The 23201-nt window shown below is 68.0% G+C and carries 18 protein-coding genes and 5 pseudogenes; 11 read left to right on the top strand and 12 right to left on the bottom strand.

Annotated elements, in window-relative coordinates:
* Nucleotides 1-209: hypothetical protein (locus B7L92_RS40720; RefSeq protein WP_159461060.1), on the top strand; the 209-nt coding region annotated here is incomplete at its 5' end.
* Nucleotides 210-530: 321 nt separating this feature from the next.
* On the opposite strand, the gene B7L92_RS25100 is transcribed toward B7L92_RS40720, so the two are convergent.
* The gene (locus B7L92_RS25100; RefSeq protein ID WP_081239682.1) at nucleotides 531-1340 is read right to left on the bottom strand and encodes a hypothetical protein; all 810 of its coding nucleotides are present in this window, start codon (nucleotides 1338-1340) and stop codon (nucleotides 531-533) included.
* A 130-nt stretch (nucleotides 1341-1470) separates the two neighbouring features.
* Between B7L92_RS25100 and mobF the strand changes: the two are divergent.
* Nucleotides 1471-3018 (top strand): annotated as a pseudogene (gene mobF, locus B7L92_RS25095) (MobF family relaxase); the annotation flags it as partial.
* A 610-nt stretch (nucleotides 3019-3628) separates the two neighbouring features.
* Here mobF and B7L92_RS25090 read toward each other — a convergent pair.
* Nucleotides 3629-4087 carry a hypothetical protein gene (locus tag B7L92_RS25090; RefSeq protein ID WP_081239681.1) on the bottom strand — a complete coding sequence of 153 codons (459 nt, stop codon included), beginning with the start codon at nucleotides 4085-4087 and terminating at the stop codon, nucleotides 3629-3631.
* Nucleotides 4088-4314: 227 nt separating this feature from the next.
* Complete coding sequence (locus tag B7L92_RS25085) at nucleotides 4315-4752, bottom strand: hypothetical protein (RefSeq protein ID WP_081239680.1); 438 nt, start codon at nucleotides 4750-4752, stop codon at nucleotides 4315-4317.
* A 533-nt stretch (nucleotides 4753-5285) separates the two neighbouring features.
* On the opposite strand from B7L92_RS25085, the gene B7L92_RS25080 reads away from it, so the two are divergent.
* From B7L92_RS25080 to B7L92_RS25070, 3 genes are all read left to right on the top strand, one after another.
* On the top strand, nucleotides 5286-6128 hold the full coding sequence (locus B7L92_RS25080; RefSeq protein ID WP_255311125.1) for a replication-relaxation family protein: 843 nt from the start codon (nucleotides 5286-5288) through the stop codon (nucleotides 6126-6128).
* A gap of 79 nt (nucleotides 6129-6207) precedes the next feature.
* Nucleotides 6208-6507, top strand: coding sequence for a hypothetical protein (locus B7L92_RS25075; protein WP_081239678.1), 300 nt, complete (start codon nucleotides 6208-6210; stop codon nucleotides 6505-6507).
* A gap of 187 nt (nucleotides 6508-6694) precedes the next feature.
* Nucleotides 6695-7021: a hypothetical protein gene (locus B7L92_RS25070; protein ID WP_081239685.1), complete on the top strand. Its 327-nt coding sequence runs from the start codon at nucleotides 6695-6697 to the stop codon at nucleotides 7019-7021.
* A 62-nt stretch (nucleotides 7022-7083) separates the two neighbouring features.
* Here B7L92_RS25070 and B7L92_RS25065 read toward each other — a convergent pair.
* A pseudogene (locus B7L92_RS25065) lies at nucleotides 7084-7548 on the bottom strand (IS5 family transposase); the annotation flags it as partial.
* A 436-nt stretch (nucleotides 7549-7984) separates the two neighbouring features.
* On the opposite strand from B7L92_RS25065, the pseudogene B7L92_RS25060 reads away from it, so the two are divergent.
* A pseudogene (locus B7L92_RS25060) lies at nucleotides 7985-9219 on the top strand (IS110 family RNA-guided transposase); the annotation flags it as partial.
* An 80-nt stretch (nucleotides 9220-9299) separates the two neighbouring features.
* Here B7L92_RS25060 and B7L92_RS25055 read toward each other — a convergent pair.
* Nucleotides 9300-9839, bottom strand: coding sequence for a GNAT family N-acetyltransferase (locus B7L92_RS25055; RefSeq protein ID WP_081239684.1), 540 nt, complete (start codon nucleotides 9837-9839; stop codon nucleotides 9300-9302).
* Nucleotides 9840-10129: 290 nt separating this feature from the next.
* Between B7L92_RS25055 and B7L92_RS25050 the strand changes: the two genes are divergently transcribed.
* A complete protein-coding gene (locus B7L92_RS25050; RefSeq protein ID WP_081239677.1) occupies nucleotides 10130-10768 on the top strand; it encodes an HAD family hydrolase in 639 nt (212 codons plus the stop codon).
* Between the two features lie 52 nt (nucleotides 10769-10820).
* Here B7L92_RS25050 and istB read toward each other — a convergent pair whose 3' ends face one another.
* The 5 genes and pseudogenes from istB to B7L92_RS40715 form a co-directional block, all read right to left on the bottom strand.
* A complete protein-coding gene (istB, locus tag B7L92_RS25045) occupies nucleotides 10821-11615 on the bottom strand; it encodes an IS21-like element helper ATPase IstB (protein ID WP_081239676.1) in 795 nt (264 codons plus the stop codon).
* Nucleotides 11612-13249 (bottom strand): IS21 family transposase, encoded by a 1638-nt coding sequence (istA, locus tag B7L92_RS25040; protein ID WP_170102236.1) that lies wholly within the window; start codon nucleotides 13247-13249, stop codon nucleotides 11612-11614. Before istA ends, istB begins: the two co-directional genes overlap by 4 nt.
* A gap of 208 nt (nucleotides 13250-13457) precedes the next feature.
* Nucleotides 13458-13799: pseudogene (locus tag B7L92_RS25035) on the bottom strand (transposase); the annotation flags it as partial.
* Between the two features lie 78 nt (nucleotides 13800-13877).
* Nucleotides 13878-15014 carry a hypothetical protein gene (locus B7L92_RS25030; RefSeq protein WP_081239674.1) on the bottom strand — a complete coding sequence of 379 codons (1137 nt, stop codon included), beginning with the start codon at nucleotides 15012-15014 and terminating at the stop codon, nucleotides 13878-13880.
* Nucleotides 15015-16160: 1146 nt separating this feature from the next.
* Nucleotides 16161-16313 (bottom strand): hypothetical protein, encoded by a 153-nt coding sequence (locus tag B7L92_RS40715; protein ID WP_159461059.1) that lies wholly within the window; start codon nucleotides 16311-16313, stop codon nucleotides 16161-16163.
* 280 nt (nucleotides 16314-16593) lie between these two features.
* Here B7L92_RS40715 and B7L92_RS40710 point away from each other — a divergent pair, with 280 nt between their 5' ends.
* Entirely contained in the window at nucleotides 16594-17346 is a 753-nt protein-coding gene (locus tag B7L92_RS40710; protein ID WP_159461058.1) for a hypothetical protein, read from the top strand.
* A gap of 174 nt (nucleotides 17347-17520) precedes the next feature.
* Nucleotides 17521-18321 (top strand): hypothetical protein, encoded by an 801-nt coding sequence (locus tag B7L92_RS25025; RefSeq protein WP_143626372.1) that lies wholly within the window; start codon nucleotides 17521-17523, stop codon nucleotides 18319-18321.
* A gap of 415 nt (nucleotides 18322-18736) precedes the next feature.
* Here B7L92_RS25025 and B7L92_RS25015 read toward each other — a convergent pair whose 3' ends face one another.
* Nucleotides 18737-19636 (bottom strand): hypothetical protein, encoded by a 900-nt coding sequence (locus B7L92_RS25015; protein ID WP_081239672.1) that lies wholly within the window; start codon nucleotides 19634-19636, stop codon nucleotides 18737-18739.
* A gap of 108 nt (nucleotides 19637-19744) precedes the next feature.
* Here B7L92_RS25015 and B7L92_RS25010 point away from each other — a divergent pair, with 108 nt between their 5' ends.
* Nucleotides 19745-20416 carry an AbiJ-related protein gene (locus tag B7L92_RS25010; RefSeq protein ID WP_081239671.1) on the top strand — a complete coding sequence of 224 codons (672 nt, stop codon included), beginning with the start codon at nucleotides 19745-19747 and terminating at the stop codon, nucleotides 20414-20416.
* Between the two features lie 15 nt (nucleotides 20417-20431).
* Here B7L92_RS25010 and B7L92_RS43955 read toward each other — a convergent pair.
* Nucleotides 20432-21495 (bottom strand): IS630 family transposase gene (locus B7L92_RS43955; protein ID WP_438364021.1). Its coding sequence is split into 2 segments (ribosomal slippage): nucleotides 20432-21049 and nucleotides 21052-21495, totalling 1062 coding nucleotides; the frame shifts between segments, so codons are not numbered across the junction.
* Nucleotides 21496-21661: 166 nt separating this feature from the next.
* Between B7L92_RS43955 and B7L92_RS24995 the strand changes: the two are divergent.
* Nucleotides 21662-22837: pseudogene (locus B7L92_RS24995) on the top strand (IS110 family RNA-guided transposase); the annotation flags it as partial.
* Nucleotides 22838-23201: the final 364 nt, after the last annotated feature.

Here is a 23201-nt window from a genome sequence, read left to right as displayed (position 1 = left end):
CGCCCCACCCGGTCCCCTTCGACCACCACGTGCTCGCCGGCCCGCTACTGGAAGCCCTCCTCACCGGCCCCCGGACCGGCCCGTGGCCACAGTGCCTCACCGCGGCGAAGACCACCGCTCCGGCCACCAACGAACTGGCCGCGCACGCCCGACGAGACTGGGCACGATGGCGCGTCTACGCCATTCCCGAAACCCGCTCCACCCCGTAGCCCTCATGTGATCTCTCGGTTCGGTGTCGGTGGATGACGTGGTAGTGGTGGGTTCCTGCGGGTTTGTCTGGACGTGCTGGTCAGCGGCCTGGGGTCGGCCTTGCCGTAGGTGTCGCCACTGTCATGAGATGAGAGATCAGGGGTGCCAATACCGTCACTGGACGGTATGCACGCAGGTGCGTACTGACGCGAAGGTGAGAGATCGCAATTCCCCGTCGGTCCGGTGCTCGAGTCGCCGCGGCCCCGAAGACCTTCGCGTGTCGGCGGCATCGCGGCGGGGCCAAACGGTGTGGGTACGGGGCGCGTGTTCCGTGATGGTCGTCAGTACGCCCCGAAGGACCAGAAGACGCCTACCTCTTCGTCGTTCACCGCGATCACGCCCAGGTCCTCGAATATGTCGAGGCCGGCGATGTACTCGTGGGTGTGGAAGCAGTGGGACGCGGTGCCCTGGAGGCCGGATGCGAGGAAGTTGGGTGCCGGATCGGAGGCGGCGGCCGTCGCGTTGGTCCAGTAGCGCGCACCGGGCCCGTACTGGTCGAGCAGCAACCGGGCATCCGCCAGCAGGGCGTCCCGGTCGGGGCGGGAGCGGACGGGGGCCTGCTCCGCCTGCCATTCCTCCGCCATGATGGCCAGCGCGGCAACTGCCGCCTCTGCCTCCAGGGGGTACAGACGGGCGGGCAGCAGCGCCGGGTCCGGCGGGTCGAAGGGGTATGCGGGCACCGCTTGGCGGGCGGGGTTGGTGCGGTCCCGGTCCAGCCGGACCCAGCCGCGGGGATCGGCGACCGTTCGGTGTAGCACGGCATGGACGTCGTGCGCCCAGTCCTCGTGTTGTCGGGGACCGGTGGCCACAAAGGTGTACGTGTCGTCCAGCAGCCGCAGCGCCGCCGCGTTCCAGGGGCTGCGGCGGGAGCGGAACTCCACCAGCAAGCCGCCGACTTCCCGGCAGAAGGCGTTCTTCGGTTCGCGCGGGATGCTCCGGAGCCGTTCGAGGGCCCAATGGACGAGCTCGTCTTCTTCTTCTGACGAGAGACCGGGCGGCTTTGGCGGGAGCGCGGCGTCCGTCGCGTACCACAGCGCTTCCAGATGGGCGTCCAGCAGGTCCAGGGCCGCCCGGTCGGCAGGTGCAGGCATCCCGCCACTTTAGGCCGTCGCCGTCAGGCGGCGCCGACGCGAACCGCAGACCGACCAGGTGCTGATGGTGGGCGAAGAACAAGCAGACCTACCAGACGGGACGCCCCAAGCCCACGCAGTCGCATACACCCCGGCGCAGGCGCGACGGGCGACCGTGCTGGGCAGGCCCATCGAGCACAATCGCTCGCCCAAGACCGACAATGCCAAGGAGCGCACCCCCTGGCTGGGCTTCGACCTGACGTTCCGGCCCCCGCCGACGGCACACGTCGCGTGGGCTCTGATGGACGACGAGCACCGCCGGGTGCTGGAGCTGTGCGACGACATCGCCCGCGACAAGACCCTGGCGTGGCTGGAGGAGTCGGTCGCACAGATCCGCTGGAAGGCCGGCGGGAAGGAGCGCGCCCGGGTCAAAGACGGGCTGGTCGTCGCGGTTTTTAGGCACTACGAGTCCAGAGCCACGGAATCGAGGCCACTTCTTCACGCTCACGCGGTGGTGTCGATCCGCGCCCGGCGGCCGCACGACGGGAAGTGGGGCAACCTGTCGGCGGGCTCACTGATGACCCACATCATCGCGGCCGACACCCTCTACACCCTGTACTTCATGGAAGAGGTGTCCGCCCGGCTCGGGTGGGCGTGGGAGCCGCGCGAGGTGACGCCCGGCCGCCGGCCGGTCATGGAGATCGCGGGCATCGATCAGCGGCTCATCGGCTGGCAGTCGACCCGCCGCCAGCAGATCGAGGACGCGCTGCCCGTCCTCACCGCCAGGTACGAGGAACGGCAGGGGCACGCGCCGGGGGAGCGGGCCGGCTACGCGCTTGCCTGTCAGGCCGCCGACCAGACGCGCCCGCCCAAGCGCACCGAGTTGCTGTCGCTGACCGAGCTGCGGACGCGATGGCGGGAGTCGGCGATCCGGGCGTTCGGCGCCTGCACCATCTACCGGCTGGCGGAGCGGGCGCGGGCGGCGGCCGCGGCGGTGTGGGCGCGGGTGCGGCCGGTGGTCGACATAGCGCTGGCGGCCGTCGACGTCGTCGCCGTGGTGTACGTGATGCGCGGCGCGTTCAAGCGCCACCACCTGCTCGCTTAAGCCCGCCGCCACCTCTCCTACGTCCTGCGCGGCCGACCCCACCAGGTGGGCCTGGACGAACAGATCGTGCAGGCGGTCGTCGACGACTACACCCGCCCGGCCAGCCGACGGATGATGACCGCTGATCTGCGCGCCCTGTACCCCCGCGACACCGAGGACCAAGCCGTGCTGCGCCCGCTGACCCGCAGCCGCACGGGGCCCCCGTACGAGCGGGCCCGCCTCGCCGCCGACGCCCTGGCCGCCCGGGTCCGCGCCGCGCGGCGAGCGGAGCGCCTGGGCTCCTGCCCCCGCCCGTACACCGTCGCGGTGCCCGCCGCCTCAAGGTCGCACCCGCGGCCTTTCCGCGACGGCCGGAAGGACGGCCGCCTCCTGGAGGCGGAGAGCGGCGTCGACGTCGACGCGGTGGAGCAGACCCGCCAGACCCTCGAAGCCGCCGCCGCGCAGGTGGCCGCCACGATCCAGGACAGCCGGCGGGCCCGCGAAGCCGCCCACGGCCTGCGTCCGCAGCCCGACCCGGCGGCGGTCCCGCCGCCGCACACCCAGCAGCCCGGCACCCAGCACACGCCGGGCCGAACCACAGGAGGAGTCACGTGAGCACCGCGGAAGACCAGCCCAACCCCGACGAAGCCCTCGCCCTGTCCCGGGTGCGCCACTCAAACGCCTGGCTGTGGTGACGATGCGGGGCACCGTCCACTGAGTGGAGTCCACCCGATGCCGCGCATCGCCACCGGATGCAGAACATCGAGTGGGCTCCACCTGATGGGCTCCACCGAGTGGAGCCCACTCCAGTGCGCCGGACGACGATGGACTCCACCGTGGTGCGCACCGCGACGGTGCGCCACCGCGTCCGGCACCGCACCACTTCTACAGTGCCCGGCACTCTCGCGTGCCGGTGCGCCGCACCTGATGCTCCGCACCGCACCGGTGCAGTGCGGACCGCACCGGTGTGTCCGCCGCCGGCCGACCCCTTGTCCGGAGGCGGCCGGACGCGCGCGACCCCCTTGTCCGGCTCCGCTACACCCCCTTGTCCAGCTCTGCTACCGCGCCATTTCTCCTTGACATCGCCGGTTTCGGCTTGCGATCAGGCCGCGGTCAAGGGGGTGTGTGATAGAGGAGCGCGCCCGGTGCGGTGGACCGCCCACGGTGGTGCGGTGCGGTGGTGCGGTGCGACACACACCGCACCACCGCCGCCCAGGAGGCGCGGCTACGCGGTGGTGCGGTGCGCCGGGTGCGCCGGGTGCGCCTCCATCGCCTGCTTCAACCCCGCAGCCTCCAGCTGGCACAGGACGTCGGCGACGTCGCCGTGGTCCTCAGTGAGGATGTTCTCGGTGAAGCGGATGATGGTCTGGGCGATGCCCGGCGAGAAGGCCAGGCAGGCGCCGTCGGCGTGGGACAGGACCTCCAGGAGCAGTCGCCCGAGCGCGGCGGCGAGGAAGGAGTGCGCGCACGGCTCCCCGTCGCAATCGTCCACGGCAGTGATGGGGATGACGATGCGCGCGGCGACGTCCAGGAGCAGCCGGCGCATCTTCGGGCCCGTGTCGTTGGCCACCGCGCCGGCGGTGTCGATGTCCCCGGCCTGCAGCGCCCGGATGTAGGCGAAGGCGTCGGCGACGTCCTCCGGCTCCATCGGGGCGAGCGGCGCGGTGACGGTGTTCTCGGGCATGACAGCTCCTCACCGTATGGGCCACCTCGCTGATCGCGGCGACCTCGAAGCCACCCTCGAACTGCAGCCCTGTGGACAGAGTCCGGTCACCGGGCGAGGGAGATCCCTCCCCGCGCCGCTCGCGGCGCCCCCCTTGTCCACCTCCGCTACCTGCGACATCCCGCGCCAAAAGGGACAGCGCCCGGGGAGGAGAAATCTCCGTCCCCGGGCGCTGCCCGGCTTCCGACTCAGTTCAGGCCGAAGCCGCTCCGAAACCCCGCGCCGACGTTGCCGCGGATGTCGTCGAGGAACTGGCCCACCTGGTCGACCTCCTGCACGCACTCGATCAGGAACCCGGCCGCGATCCACGCGGTGTGCGCCCCGGCCCCGCTCGCGAGGCACCACCGCTTGAGGTACCGGCTCGCCACCGTCACCAGCTGCCCGGCGACGTACGCGGACTCGCAATCGGCGTGCTCATCGGGCACGGCGGTGAGGTAGTCGGCCAGCAGCAGCGCACCGAACTCACCGATCAGCCGCGCCAGCTCCGGGCCATCCGCGTGGAACTCAGCCAGCGCGGCCTTCTCCTCCTCGCTGCCCTGCTCCCGCCAGACCAGCTCCACGTAGTCGGCGGCCCGCAGGATCTGCTCCGGGGCGAGCTGGGGCATCTTGGGCGACGTCGTCTCCATGTCGGCTCCTTGCTGTCCGCTGGCCGGATGCCTGGTGCGCCCGGCCGATCTTTACGGTGCGCGTCCCGCTCTGTGGATAGAGGCCGCGCTCCGGGACGCGGCGCGTGCGTGACTCCGGTCACGGACAAACTCGGACTGCAAGGGGCGGTCGAGGAGGAATCGGGCGCAGGTTGTCGGTGGCCGTCAGACCGCGGTCAAGGGGTGCTTCCTCACGGTGGCCCCGGCTCGTGCGCAGATCCGCGCGCGGGCCGGACGACCGCCGACCCGGCCGCGAACGGCCGGAGAAACCCGAGGACGCGATGACCACCGCCCCCGACCCGCACACCCCGCCGGCCCTGGCGGACACCGCTGCGACGGCAAGCCCCGCTCCGAGCCCTGCGACAAGCCCCGCTCCCAGCCCCGCAGCCTCCAGCCATCGCCTGACGGTTGTTGCTGATCAGGCCCCCAATTCGCCTGCCCCGGCCGGTTGCAACTCCTCTTCTACAGGTACTGATGTACCTGGAGAAGCGTCCCGGCCCCGGAAGGCCGCGGCGATGAAGGCCGGCGCGGACCTCCGCGGCGAGGTCCTGCTCACCCTCACCCGGCTGCGCCTGGCCACACCCCGCCAGTTGAAGGCGCTCCTGCTGCCACACCAGCAGGACACCGACCACGTCCGCCGCGCGCTGCGCAATCTGCTCGCCGAATCCCCGGCCCTGGTCGGCCGGACCCACCGTGCCCAGCAGAGCTACTGGTACTGCACCCCGGCGGGCCTCACCGAAGCCGCCGCCTCCGGTGAGCTCGCGTCGCCGGTCGGCCGGACGACGGGGAAGCGCATCGCGGCCAGCAAGACGGGCCTTCGGGAACACGGCCTCGCCCTGGTCGACACCGTCATCGCCTTCCACCAGGCGGAGGTGGCCGATCACGCCGACTGGCGGGTGGAAGTCGCCCACCCCACCCCGGCCGGGAACCTGGTGCCCGACGGCGTGGTGCTCCTGGCCAACGGCTCCAGCGCGTTCGTGGAGATCGACCGCACCATGTCCTACGCCGGCCTGCTCGCCAAGCTGGAGCGCTACGACGCCTACCGCAACGCACCGGCGTCCGGGCGCGGCAACGCCGCCCGCCCCCCGCGCAACCACTGGCAGGAGACCTACGCCGGTCCGTCACTGGAGCGGACCTTCCCGCTGCTGCTGTTCGTCTTCACCCCGGCCAAGCGCCGCGCGGCCCCGGAAACGAGGGAGGCCGCCTTCCACGACCGCGCCCGGCCGAACTGGCAGATCACCGTGGCGACGACGACCCTGCACCAGCTCACCCATGACGGGGCCGACCGGCCGGTGTGGCGGATCGTCGGCCGCGGTGAGGACCGGCGGGTGCTGGCCGCAGCGCCCAAGCCGCGGTGAGCACAGTGGGCCCGGCCTCCGCTCAGGCCGGGCCCGCCGACTCTGCCCGGTTGTCGGTGGCGGCTGGAAAGCTGACCGGATGAACGGAGACGAGCAGCTGCTGAACGGCCGCGTCTACGGCGCGGAGCACGACGACCCCAATCCCGGCCCGCTCCCGCACCGGACCTACGCCGAACTGGTCGGCGGCCCGCTGGACGGCCTGCTGCTGGACATCCACGGGTGGTGGACCGAGGAGGTCGACGACGGCGGGCATCGGCAGTTGTCGGGGTCTGACGGGACTGACGGGATCCAAGCCGTAGGTTCCCCGGTGATCCGTCCGGGCCAAGTGACGCGGCCGACGGCCGACGCCCACAACGGGTGCCGGCCGTCGGCCGTTTAGCAGGACGCCCTGCTAACTGATGGTTTCAGAATGAGGTCGCGAGGCGGCGAAGGCGTAGGGGGCGCCGCTGGATGAGGCGAGGACCTGTCCGGTCTGCCCCATGCAGTTCTGTCTCGCGGCCTGCCCCACGACGGCCGGCAGCCATGCAGGCTCGCCCGGTGGGCCTGCACAGTTGCATAGTGTGCTCATGGATCGATTCGTGGGTCAGGGCCGCCTCGAATGGTGGGCTAATCAGTCGACTTGCCTTGAGATATACGACATCGACATCACTGTCACTGTCGGCGCGGACGGCAAGTGGCGGGCAACCGGTCGGCATGCCAACGCCCTTGACGCGACCCAATGCGAGGGCTGGGACTTTCTCATGGAGATGGATCCCCACTTCTCCATTGCGTTTCCCGGTGAGGACCGCGGCGGGATCACGGTGCGAGTCGTCGAGGCCGAGGATGGAACCCTCACGCTCGTGGAGGCACCGGACTGGGACGGCTCCGTGAGCGTCACCTTCGACCTCACCTGAGTTCAGCTCGCCGACTTCGCTACCCTGCCACCAACTTCGATGCGTCGCCCCTTACTGATCTTTCAGAACGAAGTTCGGAGGCGGCGAAGACATATAAGGCTGCAGGCCAGTTCGAGCAGGTCTTGGTGGAGATCTGCGCGACGTTCGTAGCAGATGCGGAGCCGCTTGAACTGGTGCAGCCAGGCGAAGGAGCGCTCGACCACCCAGCGCACCTTGCCCAGTCCGGAGCCGTGCGCGACGCCGCGTCGGGCGATCATCGGCTTGATGCCGCGCTTCCACAGCAGACGGCGGTACTTGTCGAAGTCGTAGCCCCGGTCGGCGTACAGGTGTCGGGGCCTCCGGCGGGGACGTCCTCGTAGACCCCGAATCGCTGGGACTGCGTCCAGTAGCGGCAGCAACTGGGTGACGTCATGTCGGTTCCCGCCGGTAAGCGTGACGGCGAGCGGGGTGCCGTGGCGGTCGACGATCAGATGGTGTTTGGAGCCGGGACGGGCGCAGTCGACGGGCGAGGGGCCGACGTGATCCCCCCTAATCCAGTGCGTAAGCAGACGGCCCGGGGCAACTGCTCGCACAGGACAGCGAATGCCTGGATCCCCCCTGGCCGTCAAGGCCTCCTCAAAGAGCGGCATCGCTGTCCGTTGCGGGATTCGCGGTGATGACGCGGGCGCCGGGCTGATGCCTCCGTTTCCCCGGGCCCTTGAGGCCTCTGTCAAGAGCGGCGCAGCCCGGCGCCTCCGTGGTCACCGTGAAACTCGCGTGGACTGCTCGGACGTTGATCGTCACGGCGCGAGCCCACTCCAGGGTCGACCTCTTGTTCATCCGCGAGCCCGCGAGCTCTGCCGAAAGATCGAGCCCCTGGAGTTCGCTGGTGTCGCGAACGGCTACTGAGATGGCGGACCAACGAGTCCTTGGATTAGGGCGCCGCGTGACCCGCATGTGCTCGTGACCTGCACAAACGGACGGATCTGGGAGGAAAGCTTGACCGTTTTCTGCGGTATCGACTGGGCGGAGCGTCACCACGACGTCGCCCTCGTCGACGAAGCCGGCACTCTGCTCGCCAAAACCCGTATCACCGACGACGCGGCTGGCTACCACAAGCTCTTGGCCCTCTTGGCCGCGCACGGTGACAGCCCAGACGATCCGATACCGGTGGCCATCGAGACCAGCCACGGCCTCCTGGTTGCGATCCTGCGCACCCGCAGCCGTCGGGTCTTCGCGATCAACCCGCTCGCCGCCGCCCGCTACCGCGACCGCCACGGCGTCAGCCGCAAGAAGTCCGACCCCGGCGACGCCCTGGTCCTCGCGAACATCCTGCGCACCGACATGCACGCCCACCGACCCCTGCCGGCTGACTCCGAACTCGCCCAAGCCATCACGGTCCTGGCCCGAGCCCAGCAGGACGCCGTCTGGACTCGGCAGCAGGTCGCCAACCAGGTCCGCTCGCTCCTATGCGAGTATTACCCCGCTGCTCTGCTGGCCTTCCAGGGCAAACAAGGCGGTCTGACCAGGGCTGACGCCCGCGTCATCCTCGCTCTGGCGCCGACCCCGGCCAAGGCCGCGAAGCTCACCCTCGCCCAGTTGCGGGGCGCCCTCAAACGCAGTGGCCGCCTCCGCGGCTGCGACACGGAAGCCGAGCGGCTGAGGGACGTCTTCCGTGCCGAGTACGCCCACCAGCTGCCCGGCGTCGAGGATGCCTTCGGCCACCAGCTCCTGGCCCTGCTCAAGCAGCTAGACGCCACCTGCGAGGCCGCGGACGATCTCGCGGAGGCGGTCCAGCCGCCTTTCACCAGCACGCCGACAGCGAGATCCTGCTCAGCTTCCCAGGCCTGGGGCCCATGCTCGGCGCCCGCGTGCTCGCAGAGCTGGGCGACGACCGGGCACGGTTCGCCGACGCCCGGGCGCTGAAGTCGTACGCCGGATCCGCCCCCATCACCCGGGCCTCTGGCAAGAAGCGTTTCGTCGGCCGCCGGTTCGTCAAGAACAACCGCCTCATCAACGCCGGCTTCCTCTGGGCCTTCGCCGCCCTCACCGCCTCACCGGGAGCGAACGCGCACTACCGACGCCGACGCGAGCACGGAGACTGGCATGCCGCCGCACAAAGGCACTTGCTGAACCGCTTCCTCGGCCAGCTCCACCACTGTCTCAAAACCCAGCAGCATTTCGACGAACAGCAGGCCTTTGCACCGCTCCTTCCAGCGCCTACATGCCCCGCCAACCCGACCGACTTCATCGACGAGAACAACGACACTTCGACAGAGCCACGCTGTCGAGCGCGAACTCAATCAGAGGGCGTGACCGGGGCCCGCAGGCCGAGCCACTGATCGGCGTCCCAGGCCCGGAACCGCTCCGCTTCGGTGAACCCCAGCTTTGCCGCAAGGCGCATCGAACGGACGTTGGCGGTCTGGGTGGCGAGCACCACCGGCTCACCCGGAAGGACGCCTTCGAGCCAGTCCAGCGCCGCCGCGCACGCCTCGGCGGCATACCCGAATCCCCACGCCCGCGGCAGGAACAGATAGCCGAGATCGACCTTCCCCACGGCAGCGGGGCAAAGGCGCTCCGTTGCTCTCCTGAGCAGGATCTGGCCGATCATCGCCCCGTCCAGCTCGACGACGAAACTCCCGGGCCGCCGCCCGGGCACCTCAGGCATCTCGCGCTCAAGCTCGTCACGCGGGCGGGGGCCGCCGAGGTAGGTGTGTACCTCCGACGAGGCATGCAGCTCGATGAACGCCGCACGGTCCCAGGCCTTGGGCTCACGCAGCACGAGCCTCTCGGTCTTGATCGGTGCAGGTGGCCACGCAACGGGTCCGAGATCATCCATGTCGGCCAGCCAATCAGCGGCCTCAGCAGTGGCTTCGATCACTTCTTGCGGCAGCGTTTGTTAACGGGTTTTGACGTCAGCGTCCGGTCGAGGACTTCGCGGATCGTCACGAGTTTTGAAGGCACCTGCTGATTGAGGCGAGTCGGGTCAGCGGGTTGCGGCAGGGCTGTCACAAGCTTCGAGGGCCGCTTGACCTTGCCCCAGGAGGAGAGACGACAGTGTCTCTGTCGATCACATGAGCGGGCGGTCTGTGCTCGCTGGTCAGACCAGGACAAAGAGGGGGAGTTCGTATGACCGCGACCTGCGTCATTCTCGACATCGGCGGCGTGCTGGAGATCACGCCGGAAACGGGATGGGTGCAACGATGGGAAGAGCGGCTGGAGCTGCCACTGGGCACTGTCCACGAGCGGATGCGCGACGTGTGGCGGGCTGGAAGTGTCGGGAGCATCAGCGAGCGAGAGGTGCACGACCAGGTGGCGGCCCGTTTAGGTCTCGATGCCCCCCAGGTGGAAGCCTTCATGGCCGATCTCTGGGAGGAGTACGTGGGGACGCCGAACGAGGAGCTCATCGCCTATGTCCGAGGGCTGCGCGGAAGCTGCAGGCTGGGCATCCTGAGCAACAGCTTCGTTGGCGCCAGGGAGCGGGAGACGAAGCTGTATCACTTCGACGAACTGGTGGAGCAGATCGTCTACTCGCACGAGATCGGCATCGAGAAACCTGACCTGCGCTCCTTTGAGGCCGCATGCGCCAGCTTGAACGTGCGGCCGGAGAACTGCCTGTTCATCGACGATGTCGCAGTCAACGTTGAGGCCGCCCGGGCGGCGGGGATGCAGGCGCATCTGTTCGAGGACAACGCCCGGACCATCACCCGCATCGCAGCTCACCTGGACGCCGGGCCCTTGGTCCCTGGGTGCGCCCCGCTCGGATGACGTCGGCCTGGCCGGTCTTCATCAGTTGCCGGCCAGGCGTTGTAGCGGTTGATCAGCCCGCTTCTGCGTGCTCGGCGCGGGCTCGGGTGCTGGCCAGGCGGTAGGAGTCGGTGCCGGTCTCGATGATGGTGCCGTTGAAGGTGAGGCGGTCGACGATGGCCGCGCAGAGGCGGGGATCGGTGAAGGTCTTCGTCCAGCCGCCGAACGACTCGTTGGAGGCGATGGCGACGCTGTTCTTCTCCTCACGCTCGGTTAGCACCTGGAACAGCAATTCGGCCCCGTGCCGGTCCAGTTCCATGTAGCCGAGTTCGTCGATGCAGAGAAGATCGACGCGGCCGTAGCGGGCGATGGTCTTGTTCAGCTGCTTCTCGTCGGCTGCCTCGACCAGCTCGTTCACCAGCTTGGTGGCGAGGGTGTAGCGGACCCGGTAGCCCTTCATGGCGGCCTCGGTGCCCAGGGCGATGAGCATGTGGGACTTGCCGGTGCCGGAGTCGCCGATCAGGCAGAGCGGCTGCCCCTTCTTGATCCACTCGCAGCTGGCGAGCGTGTTGACGGTGGCCGGGTCGATGTTGGGATTGGCGTCGAAGTCGAAGGTCCGCAGCGACTTCTCCCGCGGGAACCCGGCCGCCTTGATCCGCCGCTCCGAGCGGCGGCGGGCCCGGTCGTCGCACTCCGCCATCAGCAGCTCGGCGAGGAAGCCGCGGTAGGTCATCTGGTCCTTGGCCGCCCGGTCGGCGATCTCGGAGAACTCCTGCCGGATCGACGGAAGCCGCAGCAGGCGGCAGGCGGTGTCGATGGCCGTGGTGGCGGCCTGCTCGGTCAAGCCTCGCTGGCGGGGCAGGGTCACTGTGCTTCTCCCTCTCGGTGGTCACCGCCGCTGGCGCGACGGCGTCGGAGCAACTGGTCGTAGGGCGTCACCGAGGGCAGCGGCCTGGTGTCCGGCGGCAGGTGAGCCAGCTTCCACTCGTGCAGGAACGTCACCGTCGCCGGCGGCTGCCCGGCCGGAGCGGACGGCAGCACGGACGCCGGGGGTTCATCCTCGGCCTGGGCGGCCTTGCGGGCCTCGAGCGCGACCGCGTCCGCGGTCAGGGCCCCGGCACGTAGTGCGGAAGCCAGTCCGGCGACCAGGTGCTCGTGCGGGATGTGCCGGGCCAGCAGGAGCACCTCGATCAGGGCCCGGGTGCCCTCGGTGTCGCCGTGTGCCTTGACCGCCGCGGCCCACCACGCATCGTGGACGGGGGTGAACTTGCCGGCGGAACGGGCCTGCTCCAGCGCGGTCGCGCCGGGAAAGGCGCCCGGCTTGCGGATCAGGGCCTCCAGGTAGTGGTCCAGCTCCAGGCGGCAGCCGCCCTTCGCGATCAGCCGCTCGTGCCGGGCCACCTCCACGTTCTTGTCGTAGACCACCAGGTGAGAGGCGTGCAGCAGCACCCGCACCCGCCTGCCGATCAGCCTCACCGGCACCGAGTAGCGGTTGGTGCGGACCGCGATCTGGCTGTAGCGGTCAACCCGTGGCGTGAACACCCGCCCGGTCTCGAACGGCTCCTCTGGCAGCGGCAGCAGCAGCGGCCGCTCGACGTCGAAGTACTCGTCGATCGTCCGCGGACGGGACCCGATCCGACGCAGGCCGTCGTGCTGGTCCCACTGCTCGACCAGCTCGTTCAGCTCCGCCAGCGAGGCGACCTCGGGCACCGGGGTGAAGTGATTGCGGCGGAAGTAGCCGATCTGCCCCTCGACGCCGCCCTTCTCGTGGGCGCCTTCGATGCCGGGTCGGCAGTAGAAGCTCTCGATGGCGAAGTGCGACTTGAAGGCGATCCACCGGTCGGTCTCCACCCGTGCCCGGCTCAGCCCCAGCACGCGGGCGACGGCGGCCTTCAGGTTGTCGTAGCGGACCTTGCTCCGTGGGACACCGCCCAGCGTCCGCAGGGCGTGCACGTGCCCTTCGAAGAAGGCTTCTTGGCCGCAGGAGGCGAAGACGCGGTGGACGGCCTTGCCCGAGTACGATAGGCGCAAGGAGAACAGGTAGCAGGTAACCAGCTCGCCGGCGAGGCGCACGCTCACGTCGCCGAAGTCGACCTCGGCCTCCATGCCCGGCTGGTGGGTCTGCGGCACGAACGCTTCCAGCGGGGCCCGGTCCGACTCCACCAGGATCCGCGGCTTCCGGTCCGCGACGTAGCGCCGGACCATCTGGTAGGACACGTCGGCGCCGTGCTCTTCGACCAGGCGGTGGAAGATCCGCGTGACGGTGTGCCGCTGCTTGCGCGGCGCATCCAGGTCCGCCCGCAGCATCCCGTCGATCATCGGCTTGTACGGATCCAGCGCGGTCGGGCGCGGCGGCAGCTTCTTCCGCGGCTCCGGCCAGACCGAGTCCACGGCCCGGCGAACCGTCCGCCACGACACGTTGTACTTGCGCTCGATCTCCCGCATCGTCATGCCACCGCGGTGGTCGCGCCGGATCGCGGCGTACAGCTCGACCTTCGACATCTGCGGCATGACCAGGGCCTTTCACCAGGAGCACCCCGATGCTTCCGTGGCAAGGACCCCAGTGCCGTCAAAACTCGTGAACATCACCCGACCGTGGATCTGGGCGCCTTCCAAACCCGTGAACAACTGACGACGCAACTCGTGAACAAAGCCACAGCAGCGATCAAGACGCGCGGTCCCTCTTGACTTCTTATCCCCCTGAGATGTCTTTGAGGGCCCGGACATGCGACCCGTCTACGGCGCAGTCGTCCAGGCCGAGAAGGTCAGCGCGGCGCAGTTCGGTCAGTAGGGCGGCGTGCAGGCGCGGCCAGACACCGGCCTTGGTCCAGTCCCGCAGTCGGCGCCAGGCCGTCACCCCGGAGCAGCCCACGGTCTCGGCAGGGACATCGCGCCAGGCGACACCGGTCCGCAGCACGTACATGACGCCTGCGAGGGCGGCCCGGTCAGGAACACGCAGGCGACCCGGGTAACGATGGCGCCGTGCGGGCGTGGGCGGCAGAAGCGGGGCCACCCGCTCCCACAGGTCATCCGGAACAAGATCAGCACGCACCCCGGATACCCTGCCGACCAAGATCACCGAGCACAAGACCCACAGCTGAACTCATTCTGAAACGATCAGTAAGTGGATCTACCCGCCGAGCGCCCCGATCACCTGGCCCACGATCTCGACCATCGCCTGAGCGCCGGGCGCTGCGTTCAGCGCCAACATGATCCGCTGCCCAGCACTGAGCCGAGCCTGAGGACCCTGCTCGGTGTCCTCGAGCACTTCTACGTCGACCAGGAAATCCTCCCGCTCGGCCGTCGGCAGGGTCGTGGCGAAGCCGCGGAGCTGCCGCACAAGGTCAGCCAGCTGATCGGTCTGCACCCCTACGTTCTGGGTCACGTTCATGCCCTGAGCGGCCGTACCGCCGTAGACGTTCTGCGTAAATACCGGGCCCGCGGATGCGGGAGTCTGCTCGCTCACGTACTGGTTCACCTTCTGTCCGGACATCGCGCAGAGCTCTCCGCGCGGCGTCAGCGTCAGCGTCGTGGGATGGCCCTCAGCGGGTGTTAGCACCGCCAGGCCGTAGTCGCGAAGGCCTCGGGCGGCACGCAAGACCACCGCAGCCTTCAGGTGCTCACCCAGGTAGAGCGTGGTCGCGACGAACATCTGCAGCTGGACAGCGCCATCCGGTGACGCGAATGCCTGGGCAACCAGGCGATCGAGAACATAACCGAATCGAGCGACGTGGTTGTCACGTTCAGCCAAGATCCGATCCGCCTCGACCAGGCCGCTATCAGCGATCGCAGCATCCAAGCAGCCGGGCATCTTCAGCACCGCGACATGGCCTCGTTCCTGGAGTAGCCAGGCCGCTTCCTCCGCCCACTGGAGGAGGGTCTCATCGTCGCCAGCGAACTCCTTGACACTGACGTACTCGCCTGCCCACCGATTGGTACGGTTGCTGAGCCAGATCAACAGCACGTCAGCCACGTCCTCGGCCGTCATGAGTCCTCGGTATTCCGCTCGACCGCCGACGTACCGATCAGTCGTCATGGAGCGAGTGTAGGTCGAGGGGGCGGGCCGTCGGCCCTGTCCGGTGGGCTGATCCGGCGTCAGCTGCGGCGGCCCGAAGAGCAGCAGCCGGAGAACATCGAGGGCGCTCTCGCGACGCTCAGCCTTACGGGACCAAACCGCCGGCAGTATCACGACGACGGTCAATGCGAGCAACGCCAGCCGCGGCGTGCGGGCCGTCAGAGCCTTCAGGAGACCTTCGGAGGACAGCACGATCGAGACCCCTCCAGGAGTCTCGGTGTGCCATCACCGGGGTCTGCAACTGATCTGCTGCGGGCTACCTATGGACTTCTGGTGCCGATGGGAGGCACCTCGGCAGTACCTGGACCACCGATCGTCCATCTTACGGTCTGGGTGTGAGACCTGCCGCTCCTTCTGTACTGCTCGTACGCGTCGCGGAGGTGGGCGGCCGCCATACCCATTCCACCTTCGACGAGCTTCTCGCCTTCATAGAGGCGCTTGCGGACCGACCGAGTCTTCGGGCCGAAAACCGTCGATGACCACGTCGTCGACCCGGTGGGCGTACCTGCAAGGAACAGATCGTGCCCTTGCTGGTCACAGTGGAACCCGTCAAGCACTCCGGCAAAATCGCCCCGCACGATGCTCTCCAGCAGCAGCTTCTGCCTCGGTGTGCCTTCGGTAGTCACGATCAGTAGAGCGTCGCTGCTCGGTGGTGCCTCCACAGCGAAGGCTCGGATACGCCCGCACCGTCCGCCCTGACTAGCGCACCGGATCTCGATTGCAATCGGCCTTCCTGCCCAACGCGTGGTGTCGCGCATCCGCTTCAGGGCCAAGAGTCACCACCCACCTCGCAGTCGACATTGCTTAGGCGCCTGCGCTGCCCTCGGCGCAGACGCCTGCGAGAGCAAGCCTATTCCTCAGCCTCGTCCCTCACATGCCTCATTCAGCACAACTGCTTTGAGATGGGACGTCACTTGACAAGCCTAGATAGTCCTCTCCGAGGCGGCCGTCGGTGCCGTACTGATCCTTGACCGCTCGGCCTGGTGGCTGGTCCTGCTGGTCCCGCACTTCGCGGGCACGGTGGCCGGCTGCTTCCAGAAGGTCGATAGCCCTGTGCGAAACCCTCCTCACCCACACCCCACCCACCGCCGTCGCCGACTTCCTCACCGACCAGGTCCCCGAACCCCGCAGCGCCCTCGCCCTCGCCTGCATCCTGCAGCTGTCCGACACCGACGAGGGGGCACGGTTCTGGTGGCAGTACGCCGCCGGCGCCGGACAAGCCGCCGCCGCCTACTGCCTCTACCTCCACCACCTCGCCCAAGGAGAGAACGACACAGCCGACTGGTGGCACCACCAGACCGACGACGTCCAACCCTCACCCGCATCACCCGACCCCAATCAGGCCGACGACGCCGAGCCGTACTGCGCCAGCCGCTGGCACCCCGCAAGCCACCCCATCACCAGCACCTCCACCACCACTATCCTCCGAATCCTGCGCCACCTCTCTGCAACCTCCACCCGCTCTAAGTCGGCCGCGGTCCTCAAGCTCATGGCTTACATCCCCCGAGCGGTCACCACCGGCTACCTCCGCGAACCCGATACCGAGCTGCCCCTCCCCGGCGACGACTTCGCCCAACGCGTCCAGGAGCTGCTAGCTACGCCAACCCCCCCCGTGCCGAGGCGCAAGAAGCCACACCCCGACCCGTCACCCGGGATCGCGCTGAGACAAGGCCTCGGACCGTGGGCGAGGCCGCGAAGCGTTGATCGCGCTGCTGGAAGCTGTCGCTTCCGACCGGGTGAGCACAGAGACGTCGCTGTCTTGATCAGGGGCATGATGCACTGGCAGATAGAACGCGCGGTGCCCAGGGGGGAGGCGCCGTTACATGAATTCGTGGGGGATGTCGTGACGCTGATCGATCTTGGGCTGGTCGGGCCTGCCCAGAGCGATGACCTGTTCCATTTCACTGGACGGAACGGCAACCGCCCGGTCCATGTCCCCGAGGAAATACGCAACATGACGCCCCAAGAGCGCTTGGACGCGATCCTCGGAACACGCACTCTGCGGGGGTTCCCGCCCTTCGGGACGGCGCAGTCGTGCATCTGCTTCTCCGAATGCACGCCGGCTCATCTTGCCCACTTGGTCCTAACACGTGGTTTCTCACCCTGGGGCGTGGTGGTCTCTCGTTCTGCCGTTCTCCGTCTGGGTGGTGGGAGCGTTGCGTATGTACCGGACGCCGTCTACTCCTACTTCAAAGCCCGGGGCCTAGAACACTGGGCTGTACGCACTGGCTCGGACTCGGTCTGGCTACACGAACGGGAGTGGCGCCTGCCCATCCACGGCGCGGGAGTGAACCTGGTCAACATCCGCGCGATCCTCATCGGTGACCCAGGCTGGCGCCCCTCCCTCGTACCGACCGGCGACTGGCGTAATGGGGAGACGGGCGAACTGCTGTCCGGCCCGGACGGCAATCCTCACACCAGGCCTGTTGAAGCTCTCCCCCATCTGTGGCAGTCCCATGAGATCTGGGTGTGGGATGCATCAACAAAGACCGTGGCCAGGAAGCCTCCAGGAACACTGTGCTGATCACCTCCGCCCGGCATCCGCCGAAGGCAGGCGGAATGAGCAGAGTGACGGCAGCCGTGCACGGAGACATGGCGAGTCTTGGAGGTCGCACTCTGAGGCCAGGCGCGGTCCGTGCGAGGGACAAGAAGGAATCTCAGATGACTTGTGATGCCGTTAGATGTCATTGTGCAGAGCGTGGATCACCTTTCGCACCATGTTCTGCGGGCCCTCTGGTACATCAACGTCGCGTCATCTCAAGGTGTGGCAATCACCCCCAAGGACGTCGACCGAGTTGCGACCGAGCCACCCCCGCGGGACGCCGTCTACGAGTCGTTGTTGAATCCATTCGCCGGAATGTTTCCCAAGCAGGTGGTCACTCGCGCCGAACCAGTGGCCGACTACCTGGTCACCGTCGGATGGGCCGTGAACCTCGATGGGATGCGGCTGACCGACCTCGGACGCGCGATGCTGCGGGCAAGCGGAGCCAAGGAGCAGTTGGAGGAGGCTCAGCATCCGCTGGTGAACGACTTGGCCCTCAGCCCGGACGACCCACTCGTCTACACCGTGCTTACCCGTCGCCTGGCCGCAGCTGGCGCTGGCTTGCTTGTCGACCCGTACTTCAAGGCCGAGAACCTGCGCTGGATCTTGGAAGCCACCTCCATCCGGCGCATCCTGATCTCTAAGAAGGCTAGTAACAAGGAGCGACCGATCATCGCCGTTGCCTTGGCCACCCTGCCCAACGGCCGGGACATCGAAGTACGGGCATCCCCCGACAAAGAACTGCACGACCGTCGCATCGTTGCTGCTGACGGGTCAGTTCAGCTCATCGGTACGTCCATCAACGGCATAGGACGGCATGCGACCTCACTGGTCACTCCGGAGTCGGGTATCGCGAAGGTGTACCGAGAGGGCTCTGAAAGGCTGTGGGCGGCAGCGGAGAAGATCGAGCCGCAGTCTCCCACGAGTCCGATCGATACCCCCGGAGTCGGGGCGTAGCGCATAGAGGCATAGCTCTGATCAACGAGAGCTATGCCCTATTCCCTGTCGCGTTGGCCAGCTGCCTGCCGAGGGACAGCGACTCGCCGACGTCGTTCTGCGTGAGACGGAGCGGGTGCTGCTGACCTACGACCCGGTCCGTGCCTACGAGGTGCTCCTAATCGAGGCCAAGTACGGCGCCCCGCGATGGCCGGCCTTTGCCCACACCTACGGCTTTGACCCGGCCCGCCCGGTGCATGGGGAGGTGGAGGCGCTTAGCCGGCCGAACTCCGTGCCTGGTCGTCGCCGCCGTTGACTCGTACGTCGACCGCGACGTCCTCGCGCAGCAGACGGCCGGGAGGGACAGCAGCACCGCGCTCTGTCTGAGTTCCTCGGTGGATGGGACAGGGGCAGCGTAGGGAGTCCGTCTGAGCCGTCAGTACGTCTCGAAGTCGGGTTCCCAGTCAGGGTCGGGCTCTTCTGAATCGTTGAGTATCTGGCCCTTGATTCCGGCGAGGACCAGTTCCCACGTCGTGAGTGTGAGACCGCACAGGCGGCACCCGAAGTGCCGGGGCAGAAACCAGATTGCACCATACTCGCCCGACTTGTCCCGGCCGCTTGCGAAGCCGGTGTGTCCGCACGCGGGGCATTCTGCGGGTACGGCGATCGGCCATGGAGCGGCAGTCGGCAGTGCGGAGAGACTGCTGACGAGTTCCTCGATTTCGGCTTCAGACAGGCGCCGGGTGGTCTCGGCGAAACGCTCGCGGGCCTGCCGGAGTTTCGCCTGGTACCGGATCTCCATCTCGGTCATGGCCTGGGCCACCAGCGCGGTGCAGGCTTCGAGGTGCGTGCCCCAGAAGTTGTCGGGCTCTGCCGACAGGGCCTTCAGCAGGGCATTGATGTGCTCGATGCCCGCGGCCAGGAGTGCGCGACACTCGGTGACGGGCTGGCCCCACCCCATGTGGGTGATGCCGTTGCGGGACTCGCGTAGTTCCTTGAGCTTGGCAGGCACCTTGTGCTCGGGGCCGAGGAGCTGGGCTGCCCTGAGGATGGCCCCCTCGCCGCCGATGGTCTTGAGCCCGGCGCGGCCCTTCTTCGTCCTGTCTTCGTTCCCGCTCAGGACCAGGAGGTCGTCCACGCTCGGCTGCCTCTCCGACGCGAGGAGCACGGGAGCGATAGACGCCAGGTACGCCTTGGACGCGTGTTCTACTGCGACCGCCATGTGGTGCACGGCGAAGTCCTGGTCGACGGGCTCTTCCAGGTACGCGTCGACAGCCGTACGCGCCCACTTCCGGGCCGATATCAGCAGCTGCTCGTGGATTGCTTCGTGCGACATGCGAACCAAGGTAGGGGCGCGGCGTAAGAGTGCACCGCGAATTTGGCTGCCGGAGCAAGGTGAACGGGCAGGGTGGAATCGTGTCCCGGCGTCGCTCATCATCATGGGATGGGGGAACAGATGGACATGGCGCTGCTGCGAAGGCTGATCGACGGTGTGCTCCTCACGCTGTACACGCGCTACACGGCGAAGGAACTGCCGGCGCTGTGCGAGCGCCTCGGGCTTCCCGTGCCCAGCGGGGGCAGCACCAAGCACGAGCGCTTGGTGGCCAGCCTGAACGCCTGCCCCGGCGACCGCCTGCCGGATGTCGCTGAGGCGGTTCTTGAGCAGGAGGAGCTCGGCCAGGCTGAACGGATGGCGCTGCAGGATGCTCTGTGGCTCGGCCGCCACCACGTGCAGGTCCCGAGCCGAACCAGGCGCGAGCTGGCCAGAGACTTCGATCTGTCGGACCACCTTGGCTACCCGGACCGCTTCATGGGCCTGCTGGGCCGACTGTGGCACCTGGACAACGATCCGCTCGGCGGATGGACCACCACGACCAACAGCCTGCGCAACCAGATCGAGCGCCATGTGATTCGGTTCCCGGATGACTGGACGACCGAGCACCTCTTCGAGCAGCTCGGTGCCTTCGAAGCACCGCACCCCCGCTTCGGCCACTTCCTCGAGGGCCTGGCATCCTCTGCTGTCCTGCCCGACGAGCCGGCGCAGCGCCGCTTCGTCGCATTGGCCAACCGGCACCTGAACCCAGTCGGCGCCCAGTTACTGAGGTTGAACTCGTGATGTCGTCTTCGGTGATCAGGGGGTGATGGTCAGTCCCGTCTCGGCGAGGCAGCCGTCTATGAGGTGGCTGCGGTACTGGATGTGGCGGAGACCGCGCCGGATGCGCTGGGCGAGGTGTTCGGGGGTGCTGAAGGCGACGTTGGAGAGCCAGCCGCGCCGTAGCAGGGACCAGATGCCTTCGACGGGGTTGAGGTCGGGTGCGTAGGGCGGCAGGTAGTAGATGGTCGGCCAGTCCCGGGCTGCCGCCCATTTGCGCAGGTCGGCGGCCTTGTGGACGTTGAGATTGTCCCAGATGAGGACGATCGGGCCGTCGAGCTGCTGGTGTGCTGTGGTCAGCAGGTCGCGGTAGTCGCGCCAGGAGAAGCTCTTGCGTCCGTCGCGGTTGCCGTCGTCGCGGCGGGGCCGGTAGATCAGCCTCGAGCGGTGGCCGGGTTTGTAGCAGGTCAACGCTGCGATGGAGATGCGTCTGCGGGAGCGGCCGCGGACCCGCACCACCGGGGTGCGGCCACGGGGCGACCAGGTCTTCGCGTGCGGCGGCGTCATGGAGAAGCCGGCTTCGTCCTCGAAGACGAGCCAGGCTCCACGGGCCGCCGCGAGTCTTCCGCGCAGGGCCAGGTCTCCTTCACCCAGCCGGCCACGGCATCGTCGTCGCGTTCCAGGGCCCGGCGGGCGGGGACCTGGCAGGACCAGCCGTTGCGCACCAGCAGCTTGCGCACGCCCTGGATGGTGTAGGCCAGGTGGAAGCGCCGACCGATCACGGTCTTGATCCGGCCCAGGGTCCAGCGCTGGTCCTCCCAGCCGTGCGCGGCCGGCCCCTTGGCCAGCTCCGCCTCCAGCTGGGCGAACTGCTCGCCGCTCAGCCTCGGCAACGACGCCGGGCCCTGCGACCGCAGAGCACGCGGCCCGCCCTCGTCCCACGCCTGCCGCCATCGCTGCACCGATCGGACACTGACGCGCAGGTCCTTGGCGATCGCCGAACTCGCCTCGCCGCGGGCGAACCGCTCGGCCGCCTGAAGCCGTAACCCCTCGCGGAACTGCTGTCGTTCGGCGGTCAGCCCGCCCCCTTGTGGATACCGCATGCACCGGTGATACCGCAGGCGACTGCCGCCCGTCAGCCCTTACGACACCACGAGTTCAACCTCAGTAATCGGATGTCGGGCCACCGAGCCCTTCCATTAGGGAGACGCATGCCCTGCACGGCTGTGATCAGCCAGAACACGGGTCCGATAGGAAAGCGTGAGGCGAGTGAAGGCGTTCTGCGGAATCGACTGGGCCAGCGACCACCACGACATAGCCGTCGTTGACGAAACGGGTTCGCTGCTGGCCCGGGCTCGCATTGATGACACTGCGGAGGGTCTTGACCAGTTGCTGCGGATCCTCGCCGAACAGGGCGAGACCCCGCAGGAACCCATTCCCGTGGCCATCGAGACCTCCCGTGGTCTTCTGGTCGCCTGCTTGCGCACGACGCGCCGCCCTGTCTATGCCATCAACCCGATAGCCGCAGCCCGGTACCGGGATCGACACACGGTCTCCCGCAAGAAGTCCGACCACCTGGACGCCATGGTGCTGGCGAACATTCTCCGCACCGATGCTGCAGCTCACCGTCAGCTTCCTGCCGACTCCGAGCTGGCCCAGGCCGTCGCCGTGCTCGCCCGTGCTCAGCAGGACGCGGTCTGGGACCGCACCCAGGCCGGCAACAAGCTGACCTCCCACCTGCGCGAGTACTTCCCCGGCTTCCTGGCCGCTGCCGGCCACCGGCGCGAGGGGATCTACCACTCCATAGCCCGGACGCTCCTGGCCGCGGCCCCCACCCCTCAGCGGGCGGCGAAGCTCACCCGGGCACAGCTTCGGGCCTTGTTGAAGAAGGCCGGGCGGAAGAACACCATCGACAAGGAGGTCGAGCGCCTCCACGCTGCCCTTCGCATGCCGCAGATGCGGCATCTGCCCCTCGTCGAGGAGGCGATGGGACGGCAAACGCTCGCGCTGCTGCGGCAGTTGGAGGCCGCGTGTGTGAGTGCCGACGATCTCGCCGAAGCATCGGTGCAGGCGTTCGAGATGCATGCCGATGCGGAGATCATCACTAGTTTTCCGGGACTGGGGCCGCTCAGCGGAGCCCGCGTCCTGGCCGAGATCGGGGACGACCGGAGCCGGTTCGCCGACGCCAGAGGTCTGAAGGCGTACGCGGGCGCCGCTCCCGTCACCAGGGCGTCCGGCAAGAGCGTGTCCGTGGTGGCCCGCAGGGTCAAAAACCAGCGGTTGGCCAGCGTGGGCTATATGTGGGCCTTCTCCGCGATGGCTCACTCGGACGGAGCATGAGCCCACTACGACCGCCGACGTGAAGCCGGAGATCGCCACACAGCCGCCCAGAGAAACCTCTTCAACCGAATGATCGGCTGCCTTCACCACTGCCTGACACACCGCGTCACGCCTGCACGTCGACCAACTCACCCGATCCAGGACCACGTTCGAACCAGGCCGAGCAGACGAACGGATAGAGAACAGCCAGTTAGGACTCCTGTGACGGTGAGCAGGAGATGGCCCCCGGCGCTCAACTGCTGGTGCGGACCGGTTCAGCGTGATTCTGCCCGGCGCCCCCGATATTTAGGTTTCTCTGTTGTCTTATGGCGGGTTGTTACGGGCATGCCTGTGACCTGCGGTTTTGAGGTTTTGGGAGGGGTGGGGTGGTGGTCTCGTGGGGAGGCTTTGCCTGCAGGCTTTGGGTTTGGGGAGGCGCCTGCTCTTGGCTCCGAGGATTTTAGGTTGCTGGCGGGTTGTTACGGGCATG

Source organism: Streptomyces viridosporus (genome assembly GCF_002078235.1).
GTDB classification, from domain to species: domain Bacteria; phylum Actinomycetota; class Actinomycetes; order Streptomycetales; family Streptomycetaceae; genus Streptomyces; species Streptomyces viridosporus.
Note: the sequence above shows the minus strand (reverse complement) of the source record. Positions and strands in the feature narration are given on the sequence as shown.

Bases quoted from the DNA above. Each gene is read 5' to 3' on its own strand.
- B7L92_RS25085 (WP_081239680.1), bottom strand. From the start codon at position 4,752: ATGGAGACGACGTCGCCCAAGATGCCCCAGCTCGCCCCGGAGCAGATC.
- istA (WP_170102236.1), bottom strand. From the start codon at position 13,249: ATGTCGAAGGTCGAGCTGTACGCCGCGATCCGGCGCGACCACCGCGGT.
- B7L92_RS25070 (WP_081239685.1), top strand. From the start codon at position 6,695: ATGGATCGATTCGTGGGTCAGGGCCGCCTCGAATGGTGGGCTAATCAG.
- B7L92_RS25015 (WP_081239672.1), bottom strand. From the start codon at position 19,636: ATGTCGCACGAAGCAATCCACGAGCAGCTGCTGATATCGGCCCGGAAG.
- B7L92_RS25050 (WP_081239677.1), top strand. From the start codon at position 10,130: ATGACCGCGACCTGCGTCATTCTCGACATCGGCGGCGTGCTGGAGATC.
- B7L92_RS25055 (WP_081239684.1), bottom strand. From the start codon at position 9,839: ATGGATGATCTCGGACCCGTTGCGTGGCCACCTGCACCGATCAAGACC.
- B7L92_RS25100 (WP_081239682.1), bottom strand. From the start codon at position 1,340: ATGCCTGCACCTGCCGACCGGGCGGCCCTGGACCTGCTGGACGCCCAT.
- B7L92_RS25075 (WP_081239678.1), top strand. From the start codon at position 6,208: ATGAACGGAGACGAGCAGCTGCTGAACGGCCGCGTCTACGGCGCGGAG.
- B7L92_RS40710 (WP_159461058.1), top strand. From the start codon at position 16,594: ATGATGCACTGGCAGATAGAACGCGCGGTGCCCAGGGGGGAGGCGCCG.
- B7L92_RS40715 (WP_159461059.1), bottom strand. From the start codon at position 16,313: ATGAGCTTGAGGACCGCGGCCGACTTAGAGCGGGTGGAGGTTGCAGAG.
- B7L92_RS25090 (WP_081239681.1), bottom strand. From the start codon at position 4,087: ATGCCCGAGAACACCGTCACCGCGCCGCTCGCCCCGATGGAGCCGGAG.
- B7L92_RS25080 (WP_255311125.1), top strand. From the start codon at position 5,286: ATGAAGGCCGGCGCGGACCTCCGCGGCGAGGTCCTGCTCACCCTCACC.
- B7L92_RS25010 (WP_081239671.1), top strand. From the start codon at position 19,745: ATGGGGGAACAGATGGACATGGCGCTGCTGCGAAGGCTGATCGACGGT.